Origin of the sequence: Streptomyces sp. NPDC059169 (assembly GCF_042755225.1) — a bacterium.
GTDB lineage: Bacteria > Actinomycetota > Actinomycetes > Streptomycetales > Streptomycetaceae > Streptomyces.
This window is the reverse complement of record NZ_JBHZCF010000003.1, coordinates 423,378-450,069: the sequence shown is the minus strand read 5'-3', so window position 1 is coordinate 450,069 and position 26,692 is coordinate 423,378. Positions and strand designations below refer to the sequence as shown.

The following is a 26,692-nucleotide window of genomic DNA, read 5'->3' as shown; positions in this document are numbered from 1 at the left end:
AACCCACAAAAAGGATCCCCCACAGAGGATGGGCGTCTTCGCCTCCGGACCCCCTCCCTGGGGCCGTCCCGCCCGGGGGCGGCACGGCCACGGTCGATCACCCACGCGGAAATGCGGTCAACCGTGTTTGACTTTCTGCAAGGCTACGACCTGCTGGGAGCGTTCTGGACGACGGTGCAACTCACCGTCTACTCCGCCGTCGGCTCACTGGTCTGGGGCACCGCGCTGGCCGCCATGCGGGTGAGCCCGGTGCCCCTGATGCGCGGCTTCGGAACCGCCTACGTCAACGTCGTCAGGAACATCCCGCTCACGGTCATCATCGTGTTCACCTCGCTCGGGCTGTTCCAGACACTGGGCGTCAGCCTCGGCGCGCAGGACTTCACGACCATCAACTTCCGGCTCGCCGTCCTCGGGCTGACCGCCTACACCTCGGCGTTCGTCTGCGAGGCCCTGAGGTCCGGCATCAACACCGTTCCACTGGGCCAGACGGAGGCCGCCCGGGCCCTCGGCCTGACCTTCACGCAGGGCCTGACGCTCGTCGTCCTGCCCCAGGCCTTCCGTTCGGTCGTCAATCCCTTGGCCAACGTGCTGATCGCCCTCACGAAGAACACCACGGTGGCCGCCGCGATCGGCGTCGCCGAGGCCGCCCTGCTGATGCGGGAGATGATCGAGAACGAAGCCCAGCTCATTCTCATTTCCGCCATCTTCGCCGTCGGGTTCATCTGCCTCACCCTCCCGGTCGGGCTGCTCCTCGGCTGGGTCGCCGGGAAGGTGGCGGTGAAACGATGAGTTCGGTCCTCTACGACACCCCCGGACCGCGGGCCAGACGACGCAACGCCGTCTTCACGGTCGTGTTCCTGCTGGCCCTCGTCGCCCTGGTCTGGTGGGTGGTCCAGAGCCTCGCCGACAAGGGGCAGCTCGAATGGGCCAAGTGGCAGCCGCTCCTCACCGACCCGCGCGCCTGGACGACCTACATCCTGCCGGGTCTCAGGAACACGCTCATCGCCGCGTTCCTCGCCATGGTCATCGCGCTGCCGCTCGGTGCGTTCTTCGGCATCGCGAGGCTCTCCGACCACCGGTGGGCGCGCGGTGCGGCGAGTGTCGTCGTGGAGTTCTTCCGCGCGATTCCCGTCCTGATCCTGATGCTGTTCGCCAACGCGGCCTACGCCCAGTTCACGAACGTCAGCCCCGATCACCGGCCGCTGTACGCGGTGGTCACCGGACTGGTGCTCTACAACGCCTCGGTGCTGGCCGAGATCGTCCGGGCCGGCATCCTCGCGCTGCCCCGCGGACAGACCGACGCCGCCAAGGCGATCGGCATGCGCAAGGGCCAGACGATGACGTACGTGCTGCTGCCGCAGTCGGTGACGGCCATGCTCCCGGCGATCGTCAGCCAGATGGTCGTCATCGTGAAGGACACCGCCCTCGGCGGCGCCCTGCTCGGCTTCTCCGAACTCCTGGCATCGGTGCGCCCGATGAGCGCCAACTACGGCGCGAACACCATCGCCAGCTTCACGGTCGTCGCCGTCGTCTTCATCGTGCTGAACTTCGCGCTCACCACCTTCGCGGGTTGGCTGGAAGGCAGGCTCCGGCGAGCCACGAAGTCCACCGGCGCGGTGGTCGGAGCAGACGCGGTCGAGGAACTCGCCGCGCCCGGCGATCACGATCTGATGGGACCACCCGGGCCGTGACGCCCGGGCCGTGACGACCGAGGCGCCCCGCCCGCCGCCGGGGCGGCCCCCTGCTCCGGACGACCGCGACCGGTTGCGGAAGCCGGCGGCGGGCGGTCCAGTGGCAACCATGTTCTTCGGCGCCTCGACGACGACCCGCAACGGAGCGGCGGGCGGGCGGCGCGGGGAGCCCGACGCACAGGACCGCCACCCGGGGCGGGGCGACCGTCGGCCGCCCCGATGGCCGGTGCTCCTCGCCACCGGCCTGTGTGCGCCGCCCCTCGCGCTGCTCCTGCTGGCCGCGTGGCTCGGCCGTCACGTCCGGCCCGGTGCCGACGAGTGGTGCTTCCTGCCGTTCGTGCGTGACCACGGCGTCGCGGGGCTGATCGGGCGGTTCTACGACACGGACAACGGCCGGGTCGGCAACGGCCTGCTCGTCGGTTCGTACGCGCAGTTCCCGGTCGCCGGACACCAGTGGTTCGCCGCCGTCACCGGTGCGCTCGTGCTGGTCGTCCTGTGGGCCCTCACCCGCCGACTGCTGCGGCTCGTGGGCCTCGATGTCCCGCGCGGAGCGCCGCTCCTCGTCGCGGCCACGGTCACGGTGGTGTTCCTGTTCGCCACCCGCAACACGTACAAGACCTACTACTGGCCCGCGGCCTCGGTGTCGCACACCCTGCCACCGGTGCTCGCCTGCGCGGCCGTCCTGCCGGCGCTCACCGCCCGGGGCCCGCGCGGTCGGACCGCCGCCCTCGCCGTCGTCGCGGCGGCGGGAGCCTTCCTCGGCACCCTGTCGGAGGAGACGTCCGTCGTGGCGCTGGTGGTGCTGTCGGGCCTCGTGATGCTCGCCCGCCCGCTCGCCACCGGGCGTGCGCGGACGCACCTGCGCCGTTGGGCCCTGGTCGGCGCGGCAGGCGTGGCCACGGGGACGACCGTACTGCTGACGTCTCCCGGGGCACGCCACCGGCGCGCCCGGTACGGCGCCGACGGCGCGTCGGCCCTCGGCACGGACACGCTCACCGCGGCGGCGCGCGCCTTCGGTCGGATCCTGGAGACGGTGCTGACGACCTGGCAGTACGGCGGAGCTCTCGCCGTCGGACTGCTGCTGGGCATCCTGGCACGGTCCCGCGGCGGCCCGGCTCCCGTGCCCCACCGGCCGTTGCTGCTCGCCGTCTCCGTCGGGGCGGCCTTCCTCGTCTCGGGCTACCTGTGCACCGTGATCACCTACCCGGTCTTCGGCACGCACGTGGTGTCAGCGGAACGCACCTGGAACGACTACCTCCTGCTCTACGTGCTGCTGCTGGTGATCCTCGGTACCTCCCTCGGACGAGCCCTGCGCCGGGGACCGCCATGGTGGCGGACCGCCGCCCTCGCCGGAGCCGTCGTCGTGGCCGTGTCCGCCGTCGCGGGGCTCGCGTCCCCGCTCGTCCGGCTCGGCGACGACATGCGGGTCAGGGCCGAGCGGTGGGACCGCCAGGACCGCTGGCTGCGTGCCGGAGCCTCTCGCGGCGCCCACGTCCTGCCGTACGTGCGCCTACCGGTCAGCGGGATGCTCGAACCCTTCGGCGACGGGGGACGCCGCCCCTGGCCGGCGCGGTGCGTGGCGGACTACTACCACCTGGACGCGGTCACTCGATCGGAGCTCCTTCCGTGACCTGCTCGCCCGGGCTGCGGGCGGCGGCGCCCGACAGGATCGCCCACCGGGCGAGCAGGAACGACAGCGGTGCGACCGCCGCGCCTGCCGTGAGCGCGGCGAGGTTCTCGTCCATGCCCAGCCTGGTCACGGCGAGGTGGAGGAGGAGTCCGCTGCCGACCGCGTTCACCGCACCGGACAGCGGGTAGCGCACGAACCCCCGCCAGGTCGGTCGGGTGCGGAGGGTGACGTACGAGTTCAGCAGGAACGACCCGGTGACGCTCACCCCGTAGCCGACGACGTGCGCGGCGAGGTAGGGCGTCCAGACGTTCAGGGCGGCGAACACGGCCACGTACACGGCCGTGTTGGCGAGCCCGATCGCGGCGAAGACGGCGAACTGGCGGGCCCAGGCGGCCGTCACGGGTCCGTCCGGAGCGATCCGGCGGCTGTCGGGGCGGGCCCGGTGGACTGTCCGGCGGCAGCGTCGTCCGTTTCCCGCACCACGTAGTGCGGCCGCCGTTTGGACTCGTGGTAGATCCGTCCCACGTACTCCCCGATGACGCCGAGGGTGGCGAGCTGGATTCCGCTGAGGGCGACGACCGCGGCGATCAGCGTGGCGTACCCCGGGGTGTCGACGCCGTTGAGCACGGCGTTCGTGACGATCCACAGTGCGTAGCCGAGGGCGGACAGGAACAGCCAGAGCCCCGCGTGGATCGCCAGGCGCAGGGGACGGCTGTTGAAGGACAGCAGACCGTCGATGCCGTACTCGACCAGTCGGCGGCCACCCCACTTGGATCGTCCTGCGGCTCTCGGGGCGTTCCGGTAGGAGAAGCTGACGGTGTCGAAACCGATCCACGAGAAGAGCCCCTTGGAGAAACGGTTGGTCTCCGGGAGGGACAGCACCGAGTCCACCGCGCGGCGGGACAGCAGCCGGAAGTCGCCCGCACCGTCGACGATCCCGACGTCCGTGAAGCTCCGCACGAGTCGGTAGTAGCCGCGGCTCAGTGCGCGGCGCAGCGGCCCCTCGCCGGTACGGTCGCGGCGGGCGACCACCTGGTCGTAGCCGAGCCGGTGCAGTGCCAGCATGCGGGGGAGCAGGACGGGCGGGTGCTGCAGGTCGGCGTCCATCAGGACGATCGCGTCCCCCCGGGACATCCGCATTCCCGCCAGGAGGGCGGCCTCCTTGCCGAAGTTGCGGCTGAAGGAGGTGTAGCGCACCGTGGCGGCGGACGCGGCGAGCGCCCTGAGACGCTTGACCGTTCCGTCGTCGCTTCCGTCGTCGACGTAACAGATCTCGTAGGACGCGCCCATCGGCTCCAGCACGGCGGTCAGGGCGGCGTGGAAGACGTCGACGACCTCGCTCTCGTTGAAGCACGGCACGACGACGGACAGCTGTACTGGCATCTCTCCAGTGGAACGCGGTCCGCGGCCCGGGGCCGCCGCACGTACTCCGCACGAGTGGCCGCGCCCCTTCTCCGGGTGCTCAGCGGGACAGGGACGGCCCGGTTCCCGCCCCGACCGCCGTCGGTGTACGGGGGCACCGAGCGCCGGACGACGTGGGGGAGTCCGTGCCACGCGCCGCTACGGCGTTAGCCCTGCCGCGCGAGCCGTCGCTCCCGGCGGTGGGCCCGCGAACAGCGGGGACGGCGCGGCTCCCCGCACTTCCCTCGGGTGCGGGGAGCCGCGCCGGCACGGCGGTGCCGGTCACTTGACCGAACCCGCCATCACCCCCTGGACGAAGTGCCGCTGGAAGGCGAAGAAGACCACCACGGGCACGATCAGGGAGAGGAACGCACCCGGCGCCAGAACGTCGATGTTGCTGCCGAACTGCCGTACCTGCGACTGGAGTTCCACCGTCAGCGGCTGCGACGAGCTGTCGGCGAACAGCAGTGCCACCAGCATGTCGTTCCACACCCAGAGGAATTGGAAGATCGCCAGGCTGGCGATCGCCGGGCGACCCACGGGCAGGACCAGACGGGTGAAGATCCGCCACTCCGTCCCGCCGTCCATCCGTGCAGCCTCGAGCATCTCGCGGGGGATGTCGGCGAAGTAGTTCCGCAGCAGGAAGATCGCGAACGGCAACCCGTACGCCACGTGGAACAGCACCACGCCCGGAATCGTGCCGAACAGCCCCAGCTGGCCGAAGAGTTTGGCCACTGGCAACAGCCCGATCTGGACCGGCACCACCAGCAGGGCCACCACGAGCAGGAAGAGCCAGTCCCGGGCTGGGAACTCCAGCCACGCGAAGGCGTATCCGGCCAGCGCCGCGATCACGATGACCAGAGCGGTGGTGGGGACGGAGATCAGCACGGTGTTCCAGAACGCCCGGGTGATCCCCGCGTTGCCGAGCAGCGAGGAGTAGTTGTCGAAGGACAGCTGTCCGGGGCTGGCCAGCGCCGTCCACCACCCGCTGCCGGCGTTGTCCTCGGGCGAGCGCAGCGAGGACAACAGCAGTCCGGCCAGCGGTGTGATCCAGACGAATCCGACGACGACGAGGAACGCCTGGACCAGCCCGTTGCCGAGCCATCGGCTGAGCCGGCCCCCGGAGCGGCGCCGGGCGGGCGCGGCGACGGCGGCGCCGGGCGGCTGCGCCGCGGTCCGGTCGGGAGTGGTGACGGTCATGACTGGCTCCTGCGGAAACGGCGGACGTTGAAGACCATGGCGGGGATCACCAGGAGAAGGAGCAGCACGCCGAGCGCGCTGCCGAGCCCCTGGTTGTTGCCGCCGCCGAACGACACCAGCCACATCTGGGTGGCGAGTACCGTCGCGTCCTCCTGCACCGGCCCCGGCGCGATGATGTAGACGAGGTCGAAGACCTTCATCACGTTGATCACCAGGGTCACGAAGACGACGGTCAGGATCGGCGCGAGGAGCGGCACGGTGATCCTGCGGAAGACCTGCCACTCGTTGGCTCCGTCCATCCGTGCCGCTTCGAGCGCGTCACGCGGCAGCGAGGACAGCCCCGCGCCGATGAGCACCATGGCGAAGCCCGTCCAGATCCACAGGTACGCGCCGATGATGGCCGGGGTGACCAGCGCGGGCCCGAGCCACGAGACACCTTCGAAGGGAGCGGCGAAGTTCTCCGCGGGCAGCCGCACGGTGTACCGACCCGGTTCCAGGCCGGGGAAGCGGAAGGATCCGTCCGCCGCCGTGGTGGTGGCGGCGACCGTACGGCCGTCACGGACCGCCTCGACCGCCACTTCCGGCAGCCCGCGCTCGGCCTCGTCCACCCTGCCCTGCACTCCGCCTCCGCCCGGAGTGAAGTCCAGGTAGACGACGCCGAGCAGCTCGTTCCCGCCGGCTTTCCGGGAGGCCGCAGGACGTGCGGGTTCCGCGTCGGCGGGCAGCTCCGTGGGCTTGACGCCCACCAGGCCGAGGCTCAGCGTCCTGCCGGGGAACACCGTGTCGGCCGTCACGTACGAACCGTCCGGGCCCTTGGCCAGGCCCTGGCCGTCGCGCGCCCGGGCGCCGGGGTAGGAGGGCGTGCCGGCGACGGCGTCGTGCACACCGACGACGGCGGCGTTCAGCACCCCCTTGTCCGGGTCCTCCTCGTATGCGAGGCGGAAGATGATGCCGGCCGCGAGGAACGAGACCGCCATCGGCATGAAGAGGAGCAGCTTGAACGCGGTCGCCCAGCGGACCTTCTCCACCAGGACGGCGAGGATCAGCCCCAGCCCGGTGAGCAGCGTCGGGGCGACGACGACCCAGATGGTGCTGTTGCGGATGGCCTTGAGCGTGGTCGGGTCGTGGAACAGCTCCGTGTAGTTGCCCGCGCCGACGAAGCGTGATCCGGAGGCGTCGAAGAGGCTGCGGCCCACCGAGAACAGCACGGGGTAGACGACGAGCGCGCCGAGCAGCAGCAGCGCGGGCAGGACGAAGAACAGGGCGATGACCCGCCGGCGCCGCTGGGCGCGGCGCCGGGGGTTCGCGGCGCCGGCGAGCGGACGGCTCGCCGGGCCGGTCGTGGGGGTGGTGACGGAGGTCATCGGGGATCAGTCCTGGAACGCCTTGGTGGCCGCGGCCTCGAGGTCGGCGGCGGTGCCCTTCGGGTCCGAGGGGTCGCGCAGGAAGTCCTGGAGGATCTTCCACTCGCCCGCGCCCTTGGTGCCGCCGAAGGCCGCCGGTGCCTGGTCGGACATGTCGAAGCGGACGGAATCGCCGGCCTCGATCAGCGACTTGGCGGTCTGACGGGTGGTGTCGTCGCCGTAGCTGGCGAGGTCCAGCTTCTTGTTGGGGGACAAGAAGCCGCCCGCCTTCGCCCAGACGGCAGCCGCCTCGGGGGTGGCGAGGTACTCCAGGAGTGCCATGGCGGCCTTCTGGTTCTTGCCGTCCTTCAGGACCACCGCGGCGTCGCCACCGCTCACGACCGGTGCCTTGCCGCCGTCGACCGCCGGGAACGGGAAGAAAGTAGCGTCCTCGCCGATCTTCTTGCCGAACTGGTCCTTGGCGACACCCCCCACGAAGTCGCCCTCGTAGACCATGCCCGCCTCGGGCTTGGGCCCGAAGACCTTCTCGACCGAGCCGGGGAAGTCGGTGCTCAACGCGCCCTTCTGGCCGCCCGCGATCAGGCTCTTGTCCCCGAAGAGCTTGCCCAGCGTGGTGAGTGCCTGAACCACGCTGGGGTCCGTCCACTTGAGGGTGTGGCCGGCGAGCGCGTCGTACTTCTCGGGGCCGGCCTGGGAGAGATAGACGTTCTCGAACCAGTCGGTCAGCGTCCAACCGTCCTCACCGGCTACGGCGAAGGCGGCCATGCCCGAGTCGGCGACCGTGCGGCCCGCCTTGAGCAGCTCCGCGTACGACGTCGGAGGCTTGACGCCCGCCTGGTCGAGGGCGTCCGGGCTGTACCAGACGGTCGACTTGTGGGCCGCCTTGAAGTACAGGCCGTAGAATTCACCCCGGACGGTGCCGTACGACTTCCACACGCTGGCGAAGTTGTCCTCGACGGTCTTGTCCGTGGTCGAGGACAGCGGCGTGAGCCAGCCCTTGTCGGCGAACTGCTTGAGCACGCCGACCTGGGGGACCATGACCACGTCGGGCGCGTTCCCGCCCTCGATCTTGCTGCCGACCACGGTGGAGACGTTGTCTCCGGTGGACACGAACTGCGTCTTGGCGCCGGTCTTGGCGGTGAAGGCGTCCAGCACCTTCTGGAAGTTCTTCTGCTCGGAGCCGGACCACACGCCGGCGACGGTGATCGTTTGCCCCTTGAGCTCCTTGTCACCGCCGCCCGCGGGGGTGACGGGGTCTCCGCCACCGCAGGCGGTCGCGCCGAGGGCGAGGGTCAGGGCCGTGCAGCCCGCGAGCATCATGCGTCGAGATGTCATGGTGTGTCTTCCTTCTGGGGCCGGGAGATCGACGGGTCTTCGGGGATCGACGGGCAATCGGGGGAGAGGAGGAGGGTCAGGGACGGGCGGTGCCACTGGTCCACCAGGCGGCGGTGGACCCGGGGAGGACGCCGGCCGGGCACGGTCCGCTGGAGAGCAGCGGGGTCCCGGAGACGGGGGCGGGCACGGCGGACGTGCCGAAGTTGACGGCGCACACGAGCCCTTCACCGCGGTCGAACGCGAGGACGCCGGGCGGGGCGTCGAGCCAGCGGAGGGTGCCTTCGCCGAGCTGCGGCAGTCCGCGGCGCAACTGGAGGCCGTCGCGGTAGAGGTGCCAGAACGAACGGGTGTCCGCCTGGGCGCGGTCCGTGGCGTGCTCGGCGAACCACCCTGGTTGTGGCAGCCACGGCTTGGCCCCTTCGGCACCGGAGGTGAAGCCGAAGGGCGACGCATGGCCGGACCACGGCAGCGGAACCCGGCATCCGTCGCGGATGCGTGCCCTGCTGCCGGTGCGGCGGAAGATCGGGTCCGTGAGCACCTCGTCCGGCAGGTCGACGACCTCCGGCAGCCCCAGCTCCTCGCCCTGGTAGATGTAGGCGGCGCCGGGCAGTGCCAGCATCAGCAGTGCCGCGGCGCGGGCCCGGGCGGCACCGAGCCCGCTGCCCTCGGTGCCGGACTCCCCGTAGCGGGTTACCGTGCGGACCTGGTCGTGGTTGTTGAGCACCCAGGTGACCGTCGACCCGGTCCCCGCGATGTCCTGCATGGCCTCGGTGATGACCTTGCGGAAGGTCCCGGCGTCCCAGGGGGCGCCCAGGAGATCGAAGAAGAAGGCCTGGTGCAGCTCGTCCGGCCGTACGTAGCGTGCGTGCTCGCGGGCGGTGGGTACGGAGACCTCGCCGACGAGCAGCCGTTCCCGGCCGTCCCTGGCGGTGTACTCCTCGCACACCGACCGCCAGTGGCGCCACACGTCGTGCACCTCGGGCTGGTTCCAGGCGAGGGGATTGACCGAGTCACGGGTGCGTGCGTCCGCCTCGGGGTCCGGCGAGTCGGGCAGTTCCGGGTCCTTGTAGAGCCCCGCGGCCACGTCGATGCGGAAGCCGTCCACGCCGCGGTCCAGCCAGAAGCGGAGGACCTCGTCGAAGTGGGCGCCGATTTCGGGGTTGCGCCAGTTCAGGTCCGGCTGCTCGGGCGTGAACATGTGCAGGTACCACTGCCCGGGAGTGCCGTCCGCCTCGGTGACCCTGGTCCATGCGGGGCCGCCGAACATCGCGTGCCAGTTGTTGGGGGGCACGTCGCCACCCGGGCCGCGGCCCTCCGCAAAGTGGAAACGGGCTCGCGCGGCGCCCCCGGGGCCCTCGGCGAGGGCCGCACGGAACCACCGGTGCTCGCTGGAGCAGTGGTTGGGGACGATGTCGAGCAGCACCTTGATGCCGAGCCGGTGGGCGTCGGCGACCAGCAGGCCGAACTCGTCGAGGTCGCCGAAGAGCGGGTCCACGTCGCAGTAGTCGGCCACGTCGTAGCCGTGGTCCTGCTGGGGCGAGGGGTAGAAGGGGCTCAGCCATATGCCGTCGACGCCGAGCTTCTTGAGGTAGGGCAGACCGGAACGGACTCCGGCGAGGTCGCCGATCCCGTCCCCGGTGCTGTCGAGGAAGCTGCGGACGTACACCTGGTAGATCACCGCGTCGCGCCACCACCGGTGTGTCTGGCGTTGCGAGAGGCCGTTGTCGGCCGGGGCTGTGAGCGTCACCCGTAGACCTGTTTCTGCGTGAAGGGTGCCCGCGACCAGATAGGCCAGCGGTTATGCATTCATGTTAAGTAGAGGTGTCGAGAGAGTGTCAACGGTCATGCCGAAACAGAAAGGAAGTTGGTGGCTTTGTCCCTATTTGTCCGTACCGCTTCACGATGCGAGGATGCCGGGTTGTTACCTAACAGGTAGGTAGGCGTTCCAGGGGAGTCGAGGCACGAGCGGGGCGCTCAGCCCCGGGGCGTGATGGCCGACAACTCGCGTGCCAGACGGTGCACCGCCGCGGCGGGATCCTGCTGCTGTGCCATGGCGTCGTGCACGACGGCCTGCACGGCCAGGCTCACCTGCTGGTACCGCGGGCTCTTCGGCCGCGGCGCGGCGGCCAGCACGCTCGCCCGCAGGGCCGGCAAGTACGGGTAGGCGCGGACCAGCTCGGGATCCTGGTACAGCGCGGCCCGCACCGGCGGCAGGGCCCCGTCCGTCAGCACCTTCCGCTGCACCGGGGCGCTGGTGAGGTACGCGATCAGGTCCTTGGCCGATTCCGGGTGCCGGGCCCGTGCGCTGACCGCGAGGTTCGAACCTCCCAGTACGCTCGTGCCCGTCCCGCCGGGACCCGGTAGGGGGACGGCACCGAACTTCCCGGCGACCTTCGAGCCCGGGCCGGACGCACCGGCGTACGCGTACGGCCAGTTGCGCAGGAAGAGCAGCCGGCCGTCCTGGAAGGCCTGCCGGGATTCCTCCTCCATGTACGTCAGTGCTTCCCCGGGGATCCAGCCGTCGCGCACTCCGCGGGCCAGGAAACCGATGCCGATGCGGGCGGCGGCCGAGTCGACGGTCACCCTGCCGTCGTCGCCGAGGATCGTCCCGCCGGCCGAGTACACCGCCTCCGTCGCGTTCACGGTGAGGCCCTCGTAGGGGAGGAACTGGCCGGCGTAGCCACCCAGGCCGTACCGGGGGGCGATCGTCCGCGCCTGGCGCTCCAGGTCCGCCCAGGTCCGCGGGGGCTGCTCGCCCTCACGGTCGAGGATGTCCTTGCGGTAGTAGAGCATCCCCGCGTTGGTCACGTACGGGACGGCGTAGAGCCTGCCGTCGTACGTGGCGGTGTCCGTGACCGGTGGCAGGAAACTGTCCAGGGCGAAGCGGTCGCGTTCGAGCGGGGCTATCCACCTCGCGGCCGCGAATTCGCCGGTCCAGGCGACGTCGATGTTGAGGATGTCGAAACGGCCGTGGCCCGACCGCAGCCCGGTCGTCATCTGCGCCCGGGTCTCGTCCGCCGAGTCGGGCAGCTCGACGAGGGTCACCCGCTCGCCGGGGTGCGCCCGGTTCCAGCCTTCGAGCAGCGGGCCCAGGTAGCCGGTGAGGTCACCCGCCGTGGCCAGGGTCATGGGGCCGCGCCCGCCGTCCCGGGCCGCGCCCTGGGCGGTCCCGGCGCCGGGGGTGCCGGAGGCCGTGTAACCGGTGAGTACGATCATCGCCACGAGGAGTCCCCTACCGGCGGCACGTATCCACCGCATAGGTTCCTCCCTGGACAACGGCGCCGGGCATCTTCGTCCTGCGTCAGGGCATGTATACCCGTTAGGCATGGGTGATACTAGGCCCGTACCAGACTACGAGAGCGATCCCGGCCACACCACGGTCCGCGGCGGGATGGCTCCCGGGCCGGCCGCGCGACAGGGAGGAGGGGACCACCGTTGCGTCTGCCCCTCCTCGCACTCCTCTCCAGGGGGCCGGCCCACGGCTACGAACTCAAGCAGGACCTTGAGCAACTGCTGGGCGCCGCGTACCCTCAGCCGAACGTCGGCCAGATCTATGTGACGCTCGGCCGACTGGAGAAATCGGGGCTGATCGAGGGCGAGGAAGTCGCCCAGTCGAGCCGTCCCAACAAGAAGATCTACCGCCTCACCGACGCCGGGACCGAGGCGCTGCGTGCCTGGTTCGAGGAGACGGCCGACGAACCGCGGGTACGGGACGAGTTCTTCATGAAGCTCGCCCTCGCCCCGCGGACCGGACTCGCCGACCAGATCGCCCTCATCAACAAACAGCGACGCGAGTACCTCAACACCATGCGCAATCTGTCGAAGCTGTCCGCGACCGAGAACCGGGACAACCGCATCGCCCAGCTGCTGATCGAGGGCGCCATGCTGCATCTGCAGGCCGACCTCGACTGGCTGGAGCGCTGCCAGGAGGAGCTGGAGGGGCTGGAATGAGCCGCACCAACGAACCCGGCCCGGTGCCCCTGCTGCGGGCGGAGGGGCTCGTCAAGACCCACCACGGCGAGGGCGCACCGGCACACGCCGTACGCGGAGTCGACCTCTCCGTGGAGCACGGCGAATTCGTGGCCGTCAGCGGGCCGTCCGGAGCGGGGAAGTCGACCCTCCTGCACCTCCTCGGCGGGCTGCAGCGCCCGGACAGCGGGAGCATCTGGCTGGACGGCGAGTGCACCGACTCCTACAGCGAGGCCCGCTGGGCGACGGAGCGGCGGCGCCGCATCGGCATCGTCTTCCAGTTCTTCAACCTCGTCTCCAACCTGACCGTCGCGGACAACGTGGAGCTGCCCGCCCTGCTCGCCGGCACCAGCCCCAAGCGGGCGCGCGCCGAACGCGAAGCGCTGCTGGAGGAGCTCGGCCTGGACGGCAAGGCCCGCAGCATGCCCGCCGAGCTGTCCGGCGGTGAACAGCAGCGCGTCGCCCTCGCCCGGGCACTCGTCAACCACCCGCGGCTGCTGCTGGCCGACGAACCCGCCGGCAGCCTCGACAGCAAGGCCACCCGCGAGGTCATGCGGCTGCTGTCCCGGTTCCACCAGCGGGGCCAGACGATCCTGCTCGTCACCCACGACGCCCGGCTGGCCAGCGCAGCCGACCGCGTGATCAGCTTCTTCGACGGGCGGATAGCCGACGACGCGGAGCTGGGCGGCGGCCCGGCCCGAGGAACCGGCCTCCACGGCGTCCTCGAGCTGAAGGACTGAGCCGTGCGGGCCACCCTGCGCTGGGCGCACGCCGATCTGCGTACCCACCGCGGCGAAGCACTGTTCATCGCCGCCGCCACCGCGGGAATCGTGGCCGCGCTCCTGCTGGCCGCCGCGTTGTTCGGCTACGCCACCAATCCCTGGCAGCGCGTCTTCGCACAGTCCCACGGCGCCCACGTGTGGATCCACACCGGAGCGGACGCTGATCCGGCCCGCCTCGGGTCCCTGGACGGCGTCCGGTCGGTATCCGGCCCGTACCGCACCGCCCTCGCGACCGTTGAGTCCCGCGGTGCCCGTGCCTCCGTCGAGCTGCGCGGTGCCGGCGCGACACCGCCGGCGACGGGGCGCCCCCTGCTCACCTCGGGCCACTGGCTCACCCCCGGCACCCCGGACGGCGTCGTCCTCGAGAGCACCCTCGCCCGTGCCCTCGTCGCCGGACCCGGCGACACGCTCACCCTGCGCGGCAGTGGGCGCACCCTGACGGTCCTCGGCGTCGCGGACAGCGCGGAGACCCGCTACCGGCCCGGTGAGCGCTCGGGCACGGTCTGGACGTCGCCCGACGTGGTGCGGCAGACCGGGGACCGCCCCGGGTACGTCATCGGACTGCTCCTCGACGATCCCGACGACACCGACTACGCCGTGCAGCGCGCCGTCACCCGACTCGGCGCGGGAGCCGTCACGGACGTCTCCAGCTGGCAGCAGGCGCGCGCGGAGGCCCAGGACGACACCAGACTGCTCGGACAGGTACTGGGACTGTTCGGACTCGGCGCACTGGTCGCCGCGGCGCTGGCCACCTTCGGCGCGATCAGCACCCGGGTGCGCGGCCACCTCCGGGACATCTCCGTGCTGAAGGCCGTGGGCTTCACCCCGGGCCAAGTGGTCCGGGTGTTCCTGCTGCAGCACCTCGCCTACGCGGCCCTCGGGGCCATCGTGGCGAGCGTGCTCACCCAAGCGTGGGGCGGTCGGTTGCCGGGCAGGCTCGGCGAAGCCGTCGGCGTCTGGCAGGGCCTGCCGGGACACACCGCCGTACTGCTCGCGGTCCCCGTCGCCGTGGTGTTCTTCATCGGCGCCACGACCTGCCTCGCCGCGTGGCGGGCCGGACGGGTGCCGCCCGTGCCGGTGCTGCCGGCCGCGTCGGCCTCCGGAGGCCGGCTGACCGGTGCGGCCAGACGGGCACTGGGACTCGGCCTGCCGCCTGCCCTGGTCCTCGGCTGGCACCGGGCCTTCGGACGCGGCCCCCAGGCGCCCGCCACCGTCTGCCGCCTGGCCCTGCCCCTGCTGCTGATCACCGTGGCGCTCAGCGCCTGGACGACGATCGCCCGGTTCGACAGCAACCCGGAGCAGCTCGGGCTCGCCGCGGCCCTCACGGCCCGAGCCGACGACCGCCTGAACGACCGGGACGCGCAGGCCCTGCTCCGCCGCGACCCGCGGGTCGCGGCCGTCCACCCCGGGGTCGAGGTGGCCGCACTGGTGCCGGGCCAGACCGGCACCATCGCCCTGCGGGGCATCGGCACGCGCGACGAGCCCTATCCGTTCACGGTCGTCGAGGGGCGTGCGGTGGACGGCCCCGACGAGGCAGTGGCCGGTCAGGGACTCCTGGACCTGCTCGGCGTCCAGGTCGGCGACTGGGTGCGGATGACCGTCGCCGGGCACCCGCAGATCCTGCACATCGTGGGACGCAGCATCGAACCCGAGAACGGCGGCCGAACCGTCTCCACCTCGCTGGACACGCTGCGCGAGAACGACCCCGGGCTGCGCGCGACCCTCTACCAGCTCCGGCTGCGTCCGGGGGCCGACCCGACGGCCGTGCGGTACGCACTGACCAAGGCGGCCCAGGGCCGCATGGATGTCCACGAGGTGGCCAGTCCCGCGGACCGGCTCTCCGCGATGCGCGGGGTGGTGCTCGGGCTCATCGCCGTGCTCGCCCTGATCGGGCTCACCGAACTGTCGACGGCGATCGGCGCGAGCGTGCGGGACGGCGAGCGGGACCTGCTCGCCCTCAAGGCGATCGGGCTGTCCCCCCGCCAGATCACCGCGGTCACGGTGACGGCCGTCGGTTGCACCGCGCTGGCCGCCGCGTCGGCGGCGGCGATCGTGGGAGTGCCGCTCGGCCGCTGGCTGATCGACACCGAGGGACGCTCCAGCGGCATCGGCGCCGGTATCGCGCGGACTCCTTCGGCCGTCCATCTCCTGGTGCTGGTCGGCGCCGCGGTGCTGGGCGCCGCCGCCCTCGCGACCCTGCCCGCAGCCCGGGCTTCCCGCCGCAGGCTCGCGGACAACCTCAGCGCCGTCGCCTGAGCGGTCGTACCCCGGTCCCTGGGGCTCCCGCCGCTCGTCAGGCGGGTCGGCCGTCCAGGGACTCCGAAGGCGACCGGCGGCTCACGACGAGGGGGCTGATCTCCTCCCGCACCGTGCGCTCGCCGATCACCACCTTGGCCACGTCCTCGCGGCTGGGGATGTCGTACATGATGGGCCGCAGCACGTTCTCCATGATCCCCCGCAGGCCGCGCGCACCGGTGCCCCGTGCCATGGACTGCTCGACGATGGCTTCGAGCGCGGCCTCGCTGAACTCGAGCTCGACGTCGTCCATCTCGAACAGGCGCTTGTACTGCTTGACGAGGGCGTTGCGGGGCTCGGTGAGCGTCTTCAGCAGGGCGGCCCTGTCCAGGCCCGACACCCGGGCGATCACGGGGAGCCGTCCGATGAACTCCGGGATGAGACCGAACCTGATCAGGTCGGCCGGCAGTACCTTGGCGAAGGCGTCGGGACCGGGGTCGGCGTCCGCCACCGGGAGCTCGGCGGAGAATCCCAACCCCCGCTTGCCGGTCCGTTCGTCGACGATGCTCTCGAGGCCCGCGAAGGCACCGGCGACGATGAACAGGACGTTCGACGTGTCGATCTGGATGAACTCCTGGTGGGGGTGCTTGCGGCCGCCCTGCGGGGGCACGGAGGCGGTCGTGCCCTCGAGGATCTTCAGGAGGGCCTGCTGGACGCCCTCGCCCGACACGTCGCGGGTGATCGACAGGTTCTCGCCCTTGCGCGCGATCTTGTCGATCTCGTCGATGTAGATGATCCCCGCCTCGGCACGCTTCACGTCGTAGTCCGCCGCCTGCAGCAGCTTCAGCAGGATGTTCTCGACGTCCTCGCCGACGTACCCGGCTTCGGTCAGCGCGGTGGCGTCCGCGATGGCGAACGGCACGTTGAGCAGCCGCGCCAGGGTCTGGGCCAGGTACGTCTTGCCGCATCCGGTGGGACCCAGCATCAGGATGTTGGACTTGGCGACCTCGACGGGGGCCTCGCCCTCCTCCGTGCCGCGGACGCGCTTGTAGTGGTTGTAGACGGCCACGGCCAGTGAGCGCTTGGCCGAGTCCTGGCCCACGACGTACTGGTCCAGGAAGCTGTGGATCTCCGCTGGCTTGGGCAACTCGTCGAGGAGGGGTTCGGCGGTCTCGGTCAGCTCCTCTTCGATCAGTTCGTTGCAGAGTTCGACGCATTCGTCGCAGATGTGCACGCCGGCCGGTCCGGCGATGAGCTTTCTCACCTGCTTCTGGCTCTTCCCGCAGAAGGAACACTTCAGCGGGTAGCCGTCGTCACCGATGCGTGCCATGAACGTGCCCAGCCCCCTCGGATGGTCTCGTCATCCAGATGTTACGGTACTTTGGGCTGAGCTGGGGGACTGTACGGGACGGCCGCGGATGAGGTGGAATCCTCTGGCGGATCCGCGGTCCGCGCGGGATCCACGGGGATGAGGAGAACGATGGCTCGGCTCACCAGGGCGGAGACCCAGGAGCGCACCCGCGCCCGAGTGCTGGGCGCGGCCCGCGAGGAGTTCACCGAGAAGGGCTTCCGGGCCGCGAAGATCGACGCCATCGCCGAGCGCGCCGAGCTCACCCGGGGGGCGGTCTACTCCAACTTCCCCGGAAAGCGCGCGCTGTATTTCGCCGTGCTCGCCGACCTGGCAGAGCGGGCACCGCTGCGGCCGGCACCCGCACCCGAAACGGGCCGCACCGTGAGTGAGGCGCTGGGCGCGTTGGCCCGCGCCTGGGTCGCCCGGCTGCCCGTCGACGCATCCACGGGGCAGGGCGGCCTCGACCGCATCGGCGAGGACCTGATGCCGGAGATCCTGGCGGACGAGGGGCTGCGCCGGGTGTGCGTCCAGCTCATCAAGGTGGACGCATTGCTGATCGCGCTGTCCGTGGAACGGATCAGGCCACCCGGCGCGCCGGTGCGCGGTGCGCCGCCGCGGCGGGCGGTGCGCCTCGCGGAGACGGTGCTCACCACGCTGCACGGCGCCAGTCGGATGGCCGCCGTAGCACCGGGCTTCGTGGAGCCCTTCGACATCGTCAGCGCGTGCGAGCGACTGGCCGGGCTGGAGCTCGACGACTGGTGGGCGCCGCCGTCCGCGGTCGTGAGGGTCGGCGACTGCGACGGTCCGTGGTCGCCTCCGACCGTGACCGACCTGGTGCGCGGCGGGATCGTGCGGCCCGTGGAGGATGGCGTCGTGGCCGTGCTCGGGCTGCACAGGCTCTCCGCGATCGAGGAGGCGGTGAGGGCTGTTCCGCCGGGACTGGCGGTGACCGCCGTCATGGTCATGGACGAGCCGGACGAGTTGGCCCCGTTGGCCCGCCTCCTCGTTGCGGAGCTCGCCGGCTTCGTCCGGGAGGCGTTCCCACGGTCGGCGTGGCCGCGACTGCGGGTCGTCTGCGACAGCACAGGGGCGTTCGCCGCCGCGGCGGGCGCCACCTCGCTCGGCGACGACACGGAGCTCGCCGTCCGCATCAGCGAAGGTCGGGTGGTCGCCCGGGCGGAAGGGTCGGGGGCGTGTCACGCCGCGGCGTCGGCGGCGCTGAGCCCGCGACTCGCGGTGCACCATCAGATGTAGCGGCACGGCCGTTCTGCACCCCGTGCGCGCCCGCCGGCGCGTGAACCGTCGCGCCGCCCCGCACCGGCGCGACGCCGGTTTCGGGTCCTCGGCGGACCGCCGGCCGGCGTCGACGAACCCCGCGCGGTCATCACGGCGGCGTCCACCGCCGCGTACGCGGCGGAGGGGTGCCGCGGGCCGCGGGCCGGCAGGCCGTCGGTCATCACGGGCGCATCCCGCGCGCTCGGCGTCGCCTCCCCGCCGGGCGGGCGCCTTCGGCACGCGCGTTCGCGAACCGGCGTCCCACAGGTCGACGTCCGGGCCCGGACGCCGGCACGCAGCGGCCCCTCACAGAACCTCGCTGTCCAGGTCGAAGAGGTCCAGCAGGGCCTCGCCGTCCGCGTCCAGCGGCGATCCCTCGCCCGGCAGGGGCTGCTCCGCCCAGATGATCTTTCCGTCCGTCGTGTAGCGGGTGCCCCATCGTTCGGACATTTGTGCGACCAGGAACAGTCCGCGACCGCCTTCGTCCGTCGTCGCCGCGTACCTCAAGTGGGGCGATGTGCTGCTGCCGTCGGCCACCTCGCACGTCAACCCCTGGTCGTGCAGCAGGCGCACCGTGATCGGCTGGGATCCGTACCGGATGGCGTTGGTGAGCAGCTCACTGAGGATCAGCTCGGTCCCGAAGGACAGGTCCGTGAGCTGCCATTCCGCAAGTTTGGCGACCGCCGCGGCCCGCATCCCCGCGACGGCACTGGGGTCGGACGGGACGTCCCATTCGGCGACCCGATCGGGTCCGAGCGCCCGGGTGCGGGCGATGAGCAGGGCCACGTCGTCCTTGGGGCGCGCCGGCAGCAGAGCGTCCAGCACGTCCTTGCAGGTCTCCTCCGGCGTGCGGTCGGCTCGGGAAAGCGCACTGCGCAGCAGTTCGATCCCCACGTCGATGTCCCTGGTGCGGTCCTCGATGAGCCCGTCGGTGTAGAAGACGAGCCGACTGCCCTCGGCGATGTCCAGCACCGCGGTCTCGAACGGCATGCTGCCCAGGCCCAGCGGCGGGCCGGCCGGGAGCTCGGGGAACTCGACGGTGCCGTCGGGACTCACCACGGCCGGTAGCGGATGGCCCGCGCGCGCCATCGAGCACCGCTGGGTGACGGGGTCGTAGATCGCGTACAGACAGGTGGCCCCGGTCATCGCCGGACCCTCCGAACTCCCGTCCAGGCCCGCCTCGTCCTGGTCGATCCGCCCGACCAGGTCGTCCAGGTGGCCGAGGAGCTCGTCGGGCGGCAGGTCGAGCGTCGAGAAGTTGTGCACGGCGGTGCGCAGCCGCCCCATGGTGGCGGCGGCGTGCAGTCCGTGGCCGACGACGTCCCCGACCACCAGCGCCACCCGGCTGCCGGGGAGCGGGATCACGTCGAACCAATCGCCGCCCACGCCCGACTGCGCGGGCAGATAGCGGTGCGCCACCTCGACCGCGCTGTGCTCGGGCAGTACACGGGGCAGGAGGCTGCGCTGCAGGGTGACGGCGAGCGCGTGCTCGCGCGTGTAGCGGCGCGCGTTGTCGACCGACACCGCCGCGCGGGCCACGAGTTCCTCGGCGAGGGAGAGGTCGTCCTCCTCGAACGGCCCGGGTTTCTCCGACCTCCAGAAGTTGGCCACACCCAGCACCACTCCGCGGGCCTGGAGCGGGACCGTGATGAGGGAGTGGATGCCGTAGTCGACGATCTCCTTGGTGCGCTCGGGGTCCTGCGCCCGCCAGCCGAGCGCCCGGGACAGGTCGGTCACCACTTCGGCGCGACCGCTGCCGAGGCCGCGCGCCTGCGGCGTGGAGGGGAGGAACTCGATCAGCCTGCCGAGCTCGTACAGCGGGTGGTCGCCCCGGATCCCGCTGACCGCCGTCCGGCGCATGTCCGCACGCGAGCCGTTCGGCTCGTCCCCGCGGAGGACCGGGTCGGCGAGGTCGACGGTGACGTAGTCGGCGAAGGAGGGGACGGCGACCTCGGCCAGCTCCTCAGCCGTGCGCGTGACGTCGAGCGTCGTCCCGATGCCCACCCCGGCGTCGTACAGCAGCTGGAGCCGCTTGCGCGCCACCTCGGCCCGGCCGGTGAGCGCCTGGAGCTCCGTGGAGTCGCGGATGGTCGCGACCGTGCCCATCGGACCGCCGGGACCGTCGGTCGGCCGCTGGTTCACCACCAGCATCCGGTCCCCGGCCGCGTACACCTCGTCCGTTGCCGCACGGCCGGAGACGAGCAGTTCCGCAGTGGCGGGGTCCAGCCCGCGGAGTTCGCCGACGGGCTTGCCCTCGGCATCGGGGGCCAACTGCAGCAGTCGCCTCGCCTCGTCGTTGGCCAGGAGCAGCTTGCCGTCGCCGCCGACGATGACGACGCCTTCCCGCACTGCGTGCAGCACCGCGTCGTGGTGCTCGTACATGCGGGTCATCTCTTCGGGCCCGAGCCCGTGCGTCTGCCGCTTGAGCCGTCTGGTCGTGAGGGCCGTACCCGCCGTGGCCAGGGCGAGGCCGGCCGCCCCGGTACCGAGGATCACGGGGAGCTGGTGGTTGACCGCGCCCGTCACGTTCCGCACCTTCAGCCCGGCCGACACCAGGGCGACCACCGTGCCGTCGGTGTCCCTGACCGGTACGACCGCCTGCACCTCGTGACCGAGGGGTCCTTGCACGCTCTCGAGGATCACCTTGCCCGCAAGCGACGGCTCGATGGTGCCGACGAAGCGCTTTCCGATCCGCTCCGGAAGGGGGTGCGTGTAGCGGATCCCCTTGGTGTCCATCACGACGAGGAAGTCGACGCCCGCCGCCTTGCGGGAAGCCTCGGTGATCGGCTGCAGCACGCGTGACGGATCGGGCGAGTCCAGGACGTCGATGAGCCCCGGTGCATGGGCGAAGGTTTCCGCGACCGCGACCGAGCGGTTCCTGGCCTCACGGTCGAGGTCGTGCCGCGTCTGCAGGACGAGGGCGAGTATCGCCCCTATGACGAGCAGGACCACGACCGCCACCTGGAGGATGAATACCTGCCCGGCGACGCTCCTGGGGCGCTTACCGATCAGTGGCCGAACCGACACGCCCCGCAATCGGTCGAAGCGCCTGATCACGTTGTCCTTTCTAGCACCGCTTGGCCCGATCGGGCCATACGCCGCAGAGGCCGGTTACGGACAGGAGTAGGTGAAGTCCACCGCGGCACGGTGCGGGGTGGGGGAGGTGACCCGTAGTTCGGCCCGGGCGGGGAAGCTGCCCTCGCCGTGGAAGGTCCAGGACAACCGCAGCTGGGCGCGGGTCTGGCCCCGGGCGAGCCGCTCGTGCAGGTCACCGGACGTGGTTCCGTCGTTGCGGACCCAGTGGTAGGTGAGGCCGCCGGGCCGTCCGTCGGTGTCCACCAGGCCCGTGATCACCGCCGTACCGTCACAGTCGGCAACCGAGGGGGCCACCGTCACCGCCACGTTCCGGACCGTGGGTCCCGGACCGAAGCGCTGCCACAGGAGGAGGCCGACGACGGCGATGAGGACGACGGCTGCCAGGGTGTAGCGGCGTAGACCGGCCAGTCGGGACGGGCGTCGCCCTTCTTGGACCAGGGGGGTGTTCCCGGGGAGGGTGCCGTGCCAGACGGTGGCCGCCTCGTCCCGTTCGTGGCGTGCGCGGACGACCGCCGTGACCCCCGGGCCGAAGCGGAGCACCGTGCCTTCGACCACGTCGGGAGCCACGTCGGCGACCGTGGTCGCGTTCACCGGGCCGGGGACGGTGCTGCGTGGCACCGTTTCCTCGCGCAGCGTCCTGCCGGGCGGTTCCGTCCCCAGCCGCAACGTTCCGCCGCCCGGCTGTCCGTCCTCACGCAGGGTGACGGGTTCGCCCGCCGGCTGTTCGTCCTCGCGCAGGGTGGTGGTGTCCGTCGGAGCCGACTCCTCGCGGAGCGTCTCGGAGACGGTCTCCCCGTCCGCGGCCGGACGCTCCACCCAGTGGCTCGCCAGCACGGTCGCGCTGTAGTCGTCCTCGCGTTCCCGCTCGGAGCCCGGACGCTTCGTCAGGGGAACGCCTGCGTCGCTCATGTGATCGTGCACCTTCTGGTCAGGATGTCCTGCTGGGAGCCGCCGTTCGCGGCCGTCGGTGACGTGCTCGCCGCGACCTTCCAGTAACAGCCGTTGCCCCGGAACGTGTGCTGGACGGTGACGGTGTAGTGCGTCGCTCCGCTGCGCAGGATGCTGTCGCTGCCGTCGCCGGCACCGGCACCGCCCTTGGTGTCACCGGTAGCCCAGTTCAGGGTGAGGGTCACCGGGCCCGTCCCGTCCGTGGCGATGTCGACGGTAGCGGTCGCGATCGTCAGACCGATCTGCCGCAGCGAGGTGACGTTCACGGACGTGACGCCCACGACGGGTGGCTTCGTCGTCGACGGGGGTGCGGAGGTCACCGGTGGTTCGGGCGACGTGGACGTCGGTGTCGCAGGCCCCGGGCTCGCCGTGGGCGGCGTGGGCGTCGTGCCCGGCGTGCTCGTCGCCGTCGACGGGGACGGCGACGTGGAGTCGGAAGGGGACGGCGACGGCGACGCTCCCGTCGACGGTGGGACGCTCCCGGTGGTGCTCGGAGCAGCACTCGAAGGTGCTGGGGCCGCGCTCGTCGGGACCGCGCTCGTGGTGGCGACCGCCTCGGCCGTCGTCCGCGCCGGCGCTTCCCCGGCGGCCTGGGCGGCCACGGCCAGCAGGAGCCCCAGGACCAGTGCGAGCGCGGCGGCGGAAAGCCCCGCTTTGCCCGGGGCCAGGGACCGGAGCCAGGCGCGGCGTCCCAGCGACGTCGTCGCCTGCGCGGACACGCCCGCGGGAGGGACAGCCGCCGAGGGGAACAGCAGCGGCAACAGCGCCGCGAGTGCGGCGAGTTTCCGCTGTCCCCGCTCCTCCCAGTCCGGTCCGAAAGCCGCGCAGGCGATCTGCTCCAACTCGGCGACGAACTCCTCGGCGTCCACCGGTCGCTGCTCGGGGGTCTTCGCGAGGCCGCGCCGTACCAGCGGACGCAGCTGCTCGGGGACGTCCCCCTCCGGCACCGGTGCGCTGGTGTGCTGTACCGCCAGCTCGGCGACGTTCTGGCCGGTGAACGGTTTGCGACCGGTCACGCACTCGAAGAACGTCGCCGTCGCGGCGTACACGTCGGCGGACGGGGAGGCGGGCTCCCCGCTCCACTGCTCGGGTGCCATGTACGCGGGGGTTCCCGCCACCCCCGGTGTGTCGCCACGCCCCGCAGCGATGCCGAAGTCGACGAGTTTGGACGACCCGTCGGGCGCCACCAGGACGTTCTCCGGCTTGTAGTCCCGATGGACGACGCCCGCCCGGTGTGCTGCCGCGAGCCCCAGCAGGGAGCCCTTGAGGACCACCAGGGCCGGTTCCGGGTCGGTGCGCCCCTCCCTGGCCAGGAGCGCGCGCAGCGCGACGCCGTCGACGAGCTCCATGACGATGGCCGCGCCTTCCGGTGCTTCCACGTACTCGTACAGGCGGACGACATGAGGGGTGTCGAGTTCACCGAGCAGCCGTGCTTCCGCCCGGAACACCCGGAGGAACGCCTGATCCGCACGCAGTCGCGCCGCGAGGTACTTGACGGCCACGGCCGTGCCCGTGGCGTCGTGCACGGCGAGTACGACCCGACCGCTGCCGCCTGAACCGAGCTCCCTGGCCTCCGTGTATCCGGGGACCACCCACGCACTCATTCCGCCCCCTCGGCGACCTGGCCCGCTGCGCGCGGCGGGCCGCCGCGCGCTCGCATTGTCCCCACAACAGACACACTTTCGCCATGGCCGGTTCCCGGCGGACCACCGTGTTGCGTACACCGAACGGCGTCCCGGTGTACGACCTCCCGGGCGCGGCCCGGACGGCACCCCTGCGGCCGGTCCCGCCGAGAGCGTTCCGTGGGCCCTCCGCGGTGCCGGCAGGGCCGGCCCCCGCTGCGCGGGCCGGCGGGCCGTGCTCCTGCGCGAGGTGCCCGGCGCCGTCGTTCCCGTCCGCGCCGCGCTGTCCGGCGATCCGGTGTCGGATCGTTCGATCGCGCCCGTCGGGCCGGGCTCCTAGGCTGGAGTCCCGGTGCCACCGTGGAGGTGCCCCATGGCCCGCAACCACCACTTCCACCTCGATCAGGGTCAGCACTCGATCGCCGTCAACGTCGGCCCGGGCCGGCACGGGGGCATCGAGCTCCTGGTCGACGGCAAGGTGATCGCCTACCGGCGCGAACACGGCAAGGGGACCACGGTGCTGAGCGGAGAGCTGCCGGACGGCCCGGCACGCCGCTTCGTGGTCCGCGTTCACCAGCCGCACCTCGTGCGGATGAAGCCCGGATGCACGCTGGAGCTGGACGGCGTGGAGCGGCCCATGCCGGAGCGGTACGCGGCGTTCTGAGCGGCCGGGCGCTCCGCCACGGAGCTGCCCCGTGCGCGACCGGCCGGCCTCCGTGGACGGAGCGCCGCGCTCCATGGGCGGGTCCGGTGCCCGGCGAAGGGGACGGGCGGCCTCTCTTCCCGTCTTCCGCCCCGGTCCTCGACCGCGCCGTCACGACCGGTGGCCTCGTCACCGGCGCAGCCGCGTTCGCTCAGCACCGACACCGCCGTGCCGGCCGTCTCCCTCGAGGGCCGCGCCGCCGATCGGTCGTCCCGGCGGTCGCTTTCGAGTGACGCCGACGGCTCCGCTCCGACCGGGGCGCGCGCGGGTGGCCGACGATCGCAGGCGGCCGGACCCCTCGCCGGCCGCAGCAGCCGCAGCCGGTGGAAGGCCGCCATGCACATCCTGCTCGTCGCCAGCGCCTACAACAGCCTCACCCAGCGCGTCCACGCGGAGCTGCGGGACCGCGGCCACGCCGTCTCCGTGGAGACGGTCACGGACGCCGCGGCCGTTCGGCAGGCCGTGCGCCGACACGGGCCGGAACTCGTCATCGCACCCATGTTGAAGACCGCGATTCCCCGTGACGTCTGGACCCGGCACACCTGCCTGGTCGTCCATCCGGGGCCCGTGGGGGACCGCGGACCGTCATCGCTCGACTGGGCCATCCACGAGAACGCCCGTACCTGGGGCGTCACCGTCCTACAGGCGGTCGAGGAGATGGACGCCGGGGACGTCTGGGCCACGGCGAACTGTCCGCTCCCGCCGGTGGGCAAGAGCGACCTGTACCGCAACGAAGTCGCCGACGCCGCGGTCACCGCCGTGACCGTGGCCGTCGAGCGGTTCGACTCGGGCGCGTACGCACCCACTCCGCAGGGCGGTCCGACGGACGCGGGGGACATCCGGGACCGTCCGTACTTCCGCCAGGGACGACGGCGCATTTCCTGGCAGGACGACTCCACCGCAACGGTCGTGCGCAAGCTGCGCGCCGCCGACTCGCAGCCCGGAGTCCTCGACGAACTGCTGGGCGGCGAGTGGTTCCTGCACGGGGGCCACCCGGAGCACCAACTGCGCGGTCGCCCCGGGCAGTTGTTGGCCGCCCGCGCCGGCGCGATCTGCCGTGCGACGGTGGACGGCGCGGTGTGGATCCCCGAAGTGCGCCCGCGTCGCGCCCCCGGGGGGCCCGCCACGTTCAAACTGCCCGCGACCGTGGCCCTCGCGGGCTGCCTGCCCGCCCTACCGGAGCTGCCCGCACCGCTCAGGCCCGACGAGCACCGCCGCACTTGGAGCGACATCCGGTACCGCGAGCAGGGACCCGCCGGGCTGCTGTCGTTCTCGTTCCCCGGCGGCGCCATGAGCACGTCCCACTGCCGGCGCCTGCTGCGGGCGTACCGCTTCGCGTGCTCCCGGCCCACCTCGCTGCTGGTGCTCGGCGGGGGCCGGGACTTCTTCTCCAACGGCATCCACCTGAACGTCATCGAGGCGGCGGCCGATCCCGCAGCCGAGTCCTGGGCGAACGTCAACGCGATGAACGACCTGGTGGAGGCCGTCATGACGACCACCGACCGGCTCGTCGTCGCAGCGGTCGGCGGTAACGCGGCAGCGGGCGGCGTGATGCTCGCCCTGGCCGCCGACGAGGTGTGGTGCAGGGCGGGTTCGGTGCTCAATCCGCATTACCGCCGGATGGGCCTGTACGGATCGGAGTACTGGACGTACTCCCTGCCCCGCAGGGTGGGCGCGGCGACGGCGGCGCGTCTCACCCAGGAGGCGCAACCCATGACGGCGGCCGCCGCGCGCCGGATGGGGCTGGTCGACCACGTCGTCGACTGCGCCCCGCAGGAATTCACTGCCGAAGTCACTCGAATGGCGGCACGGCTCGCCCTGTTCCCCGGGATCCAGTCCCGCATCGCGGCGAAGAAGGCCGAACGCGACCGGGACGAGGGCGTACGTCCGTTGGCCGTCTACCGGGAGGAAGAGCTGGCGCACATGCTCCGAGCCTTCTCCGACCCGAACGCTCCTTACCACGCCCTGCGCCGGGCGTTCGTCCACAAGGAGCCACCGGGCGGCGCCCGGTCGGACCGCGGCCCGGTGGCAGCAGAACCGGCCGCCTGTTAGCAAGAAGACAAAGACCCGCATACGGGTCTTTGTCGTAT

The 26,692-nt window shown here is 71.8% G+C and carries 20 protein-coding genes; 9 read left to right on the top strand and 11 right to left on the bottom strand.

Annotated features, from left to right (window positions below; translation table 11 throughout):
* Positions 1–123: 123 nt before the first annotated feature.
* From ACFXOM_RS08235 to ACFXOM_RS08225, 3 genes are all read left to right on the top strand, one after another.
* Complete coding sequence (locus tag ACFXOM_RS08235; RefSeq protein WP_384928623.1) at positions 124–789, top strand: amino acid ABC transporter permease; 666 nt, start codon at positions 124–126, stop codon at positions 787–789.
* Positions 786–1,691, top strand: coding sequence for an amino acid ABC transporter permease (locus ACFXOM_RS08230; RefSeq protein WP_384944809.1), 906 nt, complete (start codon positions 786–788; stop codon positions 1,689–1,691). Before ACFXOM_RS08235 ends, ACFXOM_RS08230 begins: the two co-directional genes overlap by 4 nt.
* Before the next feature lie 109 nt (positions 1,692–1,800).
* Complete coding sequence (locus tag ACFXOM_RS08225) at positions 1,801–3,321, top strand: DUF6056 family protein (protein WP_384928617.1); 1,521 nt, start codon at positions 1,801–1,803, stop codon at positions 3,319–3,321.
* Here the strand turns inward: ACFXOM_RS08225 and ACFXOM_RS08220 are convergent.
* The 7 genes from ACFXOM_RS08220 to ACFXOM_RS08190 form a co-directional block, all read right to left on the bottom strand.
* Positions 3,296–3,721 carry a GtrA family protein gene (locus tag ACFXOM_RS08220; RefSeq protein ID WP_384928615.1) on the bottom strand — a complete coding sequence of 142 codons (426 nt, stop codon included), beginning with the start codon at positions 3,719–3,721 and terminating at the stop codon, positions 3,296–3,298. The two genes, ACFXOM_RS08225 and ACFXOM_RS08220, sit on opposite strands and share 26 nt — an antisense overlap.
* On the bottom strand, positions 3,718–4,704 hold the full coding sequence (locus ACFXOM_RS08215; RefSeq protein WP_384944813.1) for a glycosyltransferase family 2 protein: 987 nt from the start codon (positions 4,702–4,704) through the stop codon (positions 3,718–3,720). Before ACFXOM_RS08215 ends, ACFXOM_RS08220 begins: the two co-directional genes overlap by 4 nt.
* A gap of 300 nt (positions 4,705–5,004) precedes the next feature.
* Positions 5,005–5,922 (bottom strand): carbohydrate ABC transporter permease, encoded by a 918-nt coding sequence (locus ACFXOM_RS08210; protein WP_384928609.1) that lies wholly within the window; start codon positions 5,920–5,922, stop codon positions 5,005–5,007.
* Positions 5,919–7,286 carry an ABC transporter permease subunit gene (locus tag ACFXOM_RS08205; protein WP_384944815.1) on the bottom strand — a complete coding sequence of 456 codons (1,368 nt, stop codon included), beginning with the start codon at positions 7,284–7,286 and terminating at the stop codon, positions 5,919–5,921. The genes ACFXOM_RS08210 and ACFXOM_RS08205 overlap by 4 nt, the downstream gene beginning before the upstream one ends.
* A gap of 6 nt (positions 7,287–7,292) precedes the next feature.
* Positions 7,293–8,621, bottom strand: coding sequence for an ABC transporter substrate-binding protein (locus ACFXOM_RS08200; RefSeq protein WP_384928603.1), 1,329 nt, complete (start codon positions 8,619–8,621; stop codon positions 7,293–7,295).
* A gap of 76 nt (positions 8,622–8,697) precedes the next feature.
* Positions 8,698–10,368 carry a glycoside hydrolase family 13 protein gene (locus ACFXOM_RS08195; RefSeq protein WP_384944817.1) on the bottom strand — a complete coding sequence of 557 codons (1,671 nt, stop codon included), beginning with the start codon at positions 10,366–10,368 and terminating at the stop codon, positions 8,698–8,700.
* 227 nt (positions 10,369–10,595) lie between these two features.
* On the bottom strand, positions 10,596–11,879 hold the full coding sequence (locus tag ACFXOM_RS08190; RefSeq protein ID WP_385037377.1) for an ABC transporter substrate-binding protein: 1,284 nt from the start codon (positions 11,877–11,879) through the stop codon (positions 10,596–10,598).
* A gap of 177 nt (positions 11,880–12,056) precedes the next feature.
* On the opposite strand from ACFXOM_RS08190, the gene ACFXOM_RS08185 reads away from it, so the two are divergent.
* Genes ACFXOM_RS08185 through ACFXOM_RS08175 form a run of 3 tightly spaced genes read left to right on the top strand, consistent with a single transcriptional unit; the run spans position 12,057 to position 15,628 of the window.
* Positions 12,057–12,572, top strand: coding sequence for a PadR family transcriptional regulator (locus ACFXOM_RS08185; protein ID WP_384928594.1), 516 nt, complete (start codon positions 12,057–12,059; stop codon positions 12,570–12,572).
* Positions 12,569–13,330 carry an ABC transporter ATP-binding protein gene (locus ACFXOM_RS08180; protein ID WP_384928591.1) on the top strand — a complete coding sequence of 254 codons (762 nt, stop codon included), beginning with the start codon at positions 12,569–12,571 and terminating at the stop codon, positions 13,328–13,330. Before ACFXOM_RS08185 ends, ACFXOM_RS08180 begins: the two co-directional genes overlap by 4 nt.
* A gap of 3 nt (positions 13,331–13,333) precedes the next feature.
* Entirely contained in the window at positions 13,334–15,628 is a 2,295-nt protein-coding gene (locus ACFXOM_RS08175; RefSeq protein WP_384928589.1) for an ABC transporter permease, read from the top strand.
* Between the two features lie 37 nt (positions 15,629–15,665).
* On the opposite strand, the gene clpX is transcribed toward ACFXOM_RS08175, so the two are convergent.
* Positions 15,666–16,937 (bottom strand): ATP-dependent Clp protease ATP-binding subunit ClpX, encoded by a 1,272-nt coding sequence (clpX, locus tag ACFXOM_RS08170; protein ID WP_384944820.1) that lies wholly within the window; start codon positions 16,935–16,937, stop codon positions 15,666–15,668.
* A 150-nt stretch (positions 16,938–17,087) separates the two neighbouring features.
* On the opposite strand from clpX, the gene ACFXOM_RS08165 reads away from it, so the two are divergent.
* Complete coding sequence (locus tag ACFXOM_RS08165) at positions 17,088–18,212, top strand: TetR/AcrR family transcriptional regulator (protein ID WP_384944822.1); 1,125 nt, start codon at positions 17,088–17,090, stop codon at positions 18,210–18,212.
* Positions 18,213–18,539: 327 nt separating this feature from the next.
* Here ACFXOM_RS08165 and ACFXOM_RS08160 read toward each other — a convergent pair whose 3' ends face one another.
* The 3 genes from ACFXOM_RS08160 to ACFXOM_RS08150 all read right to left on the bottom strand — a co-directional run bounded on the left by ACFXOM_RS08160 (position 18,540) and on the right by ACFXOM_RS08150 (position 23,881).
* Positions 18,540–21,260 carry a SpoIIE family protein phosphatase gene (locus ACFXOM_RS08160; RefSeq protein ID WP_384929013.1) on the bottom strand — a complete coding sequence of 907 codons (2,721 nt, stop codon included), beginning with the start codon at positions 21,258–21,260 and terminating at the stop codon, positions 18,540–18,542.
* A gap of 84 nt (positions 21,261–21,344) precedes the next feature.
* On the bottom strand, positions 21,345–22,238 hold the full coding sequence (locus ACFXOM_RS08155; protein WP_385037373.1) for a hypothetical protein: 894 nt from the start codon (positions 22,236–22,238) through the stop codon (positions 21,345–21,347).
* Positions 22,235–23,881, bottom strand: coding sequence for a serine/threonine-protein kinase (locus ACFXOM_RS08150; RefSeq protein WP_384928578.1), 1,647 nt, complete (start codon positions 23,879–23,881; stop codon positions 22,235–22,237). The genes ACFXOM_RS08155 and ACFXOM_RS08150 overlap by 4 nt, the downstream gene beginning before the upstream one ends.
* Positions 23,882–24,272: 391 nt before the next feature.
* Between ACFXOM_RS08150 and ACFXOM_RS08145 the strand changes: the two genes are divergently transcribed.
* Both ACFXOM_RS08145 and ACFXOM_RS08140 read left to right on the top strand, forming a co-directional pair.
* On the top strand, positions 24,273–24,563 hold the full coding sequence (locus ACFXOM_RS08145) for a hypothetical protein (protein ID WP_384928576.1): 291 nt from the start codon (positions 24,273–24,275) through the stop codon (positions 24,561–24,563).
* Positions 24,564–24,938: 375 nt separating this feature from the next.
* Complete coding sequence (locus ACFXOM_RS08140) at positions 24,939–26,654, top strand: hydrogenase maturation protein (protein WP_384944825.1); 1,716 nt, start codon at positions 24,939–24,941, stop codon at positions 26,652–26,654.
* Positions 26,655–26,692 lie beyond the last annotated feature (38 nt).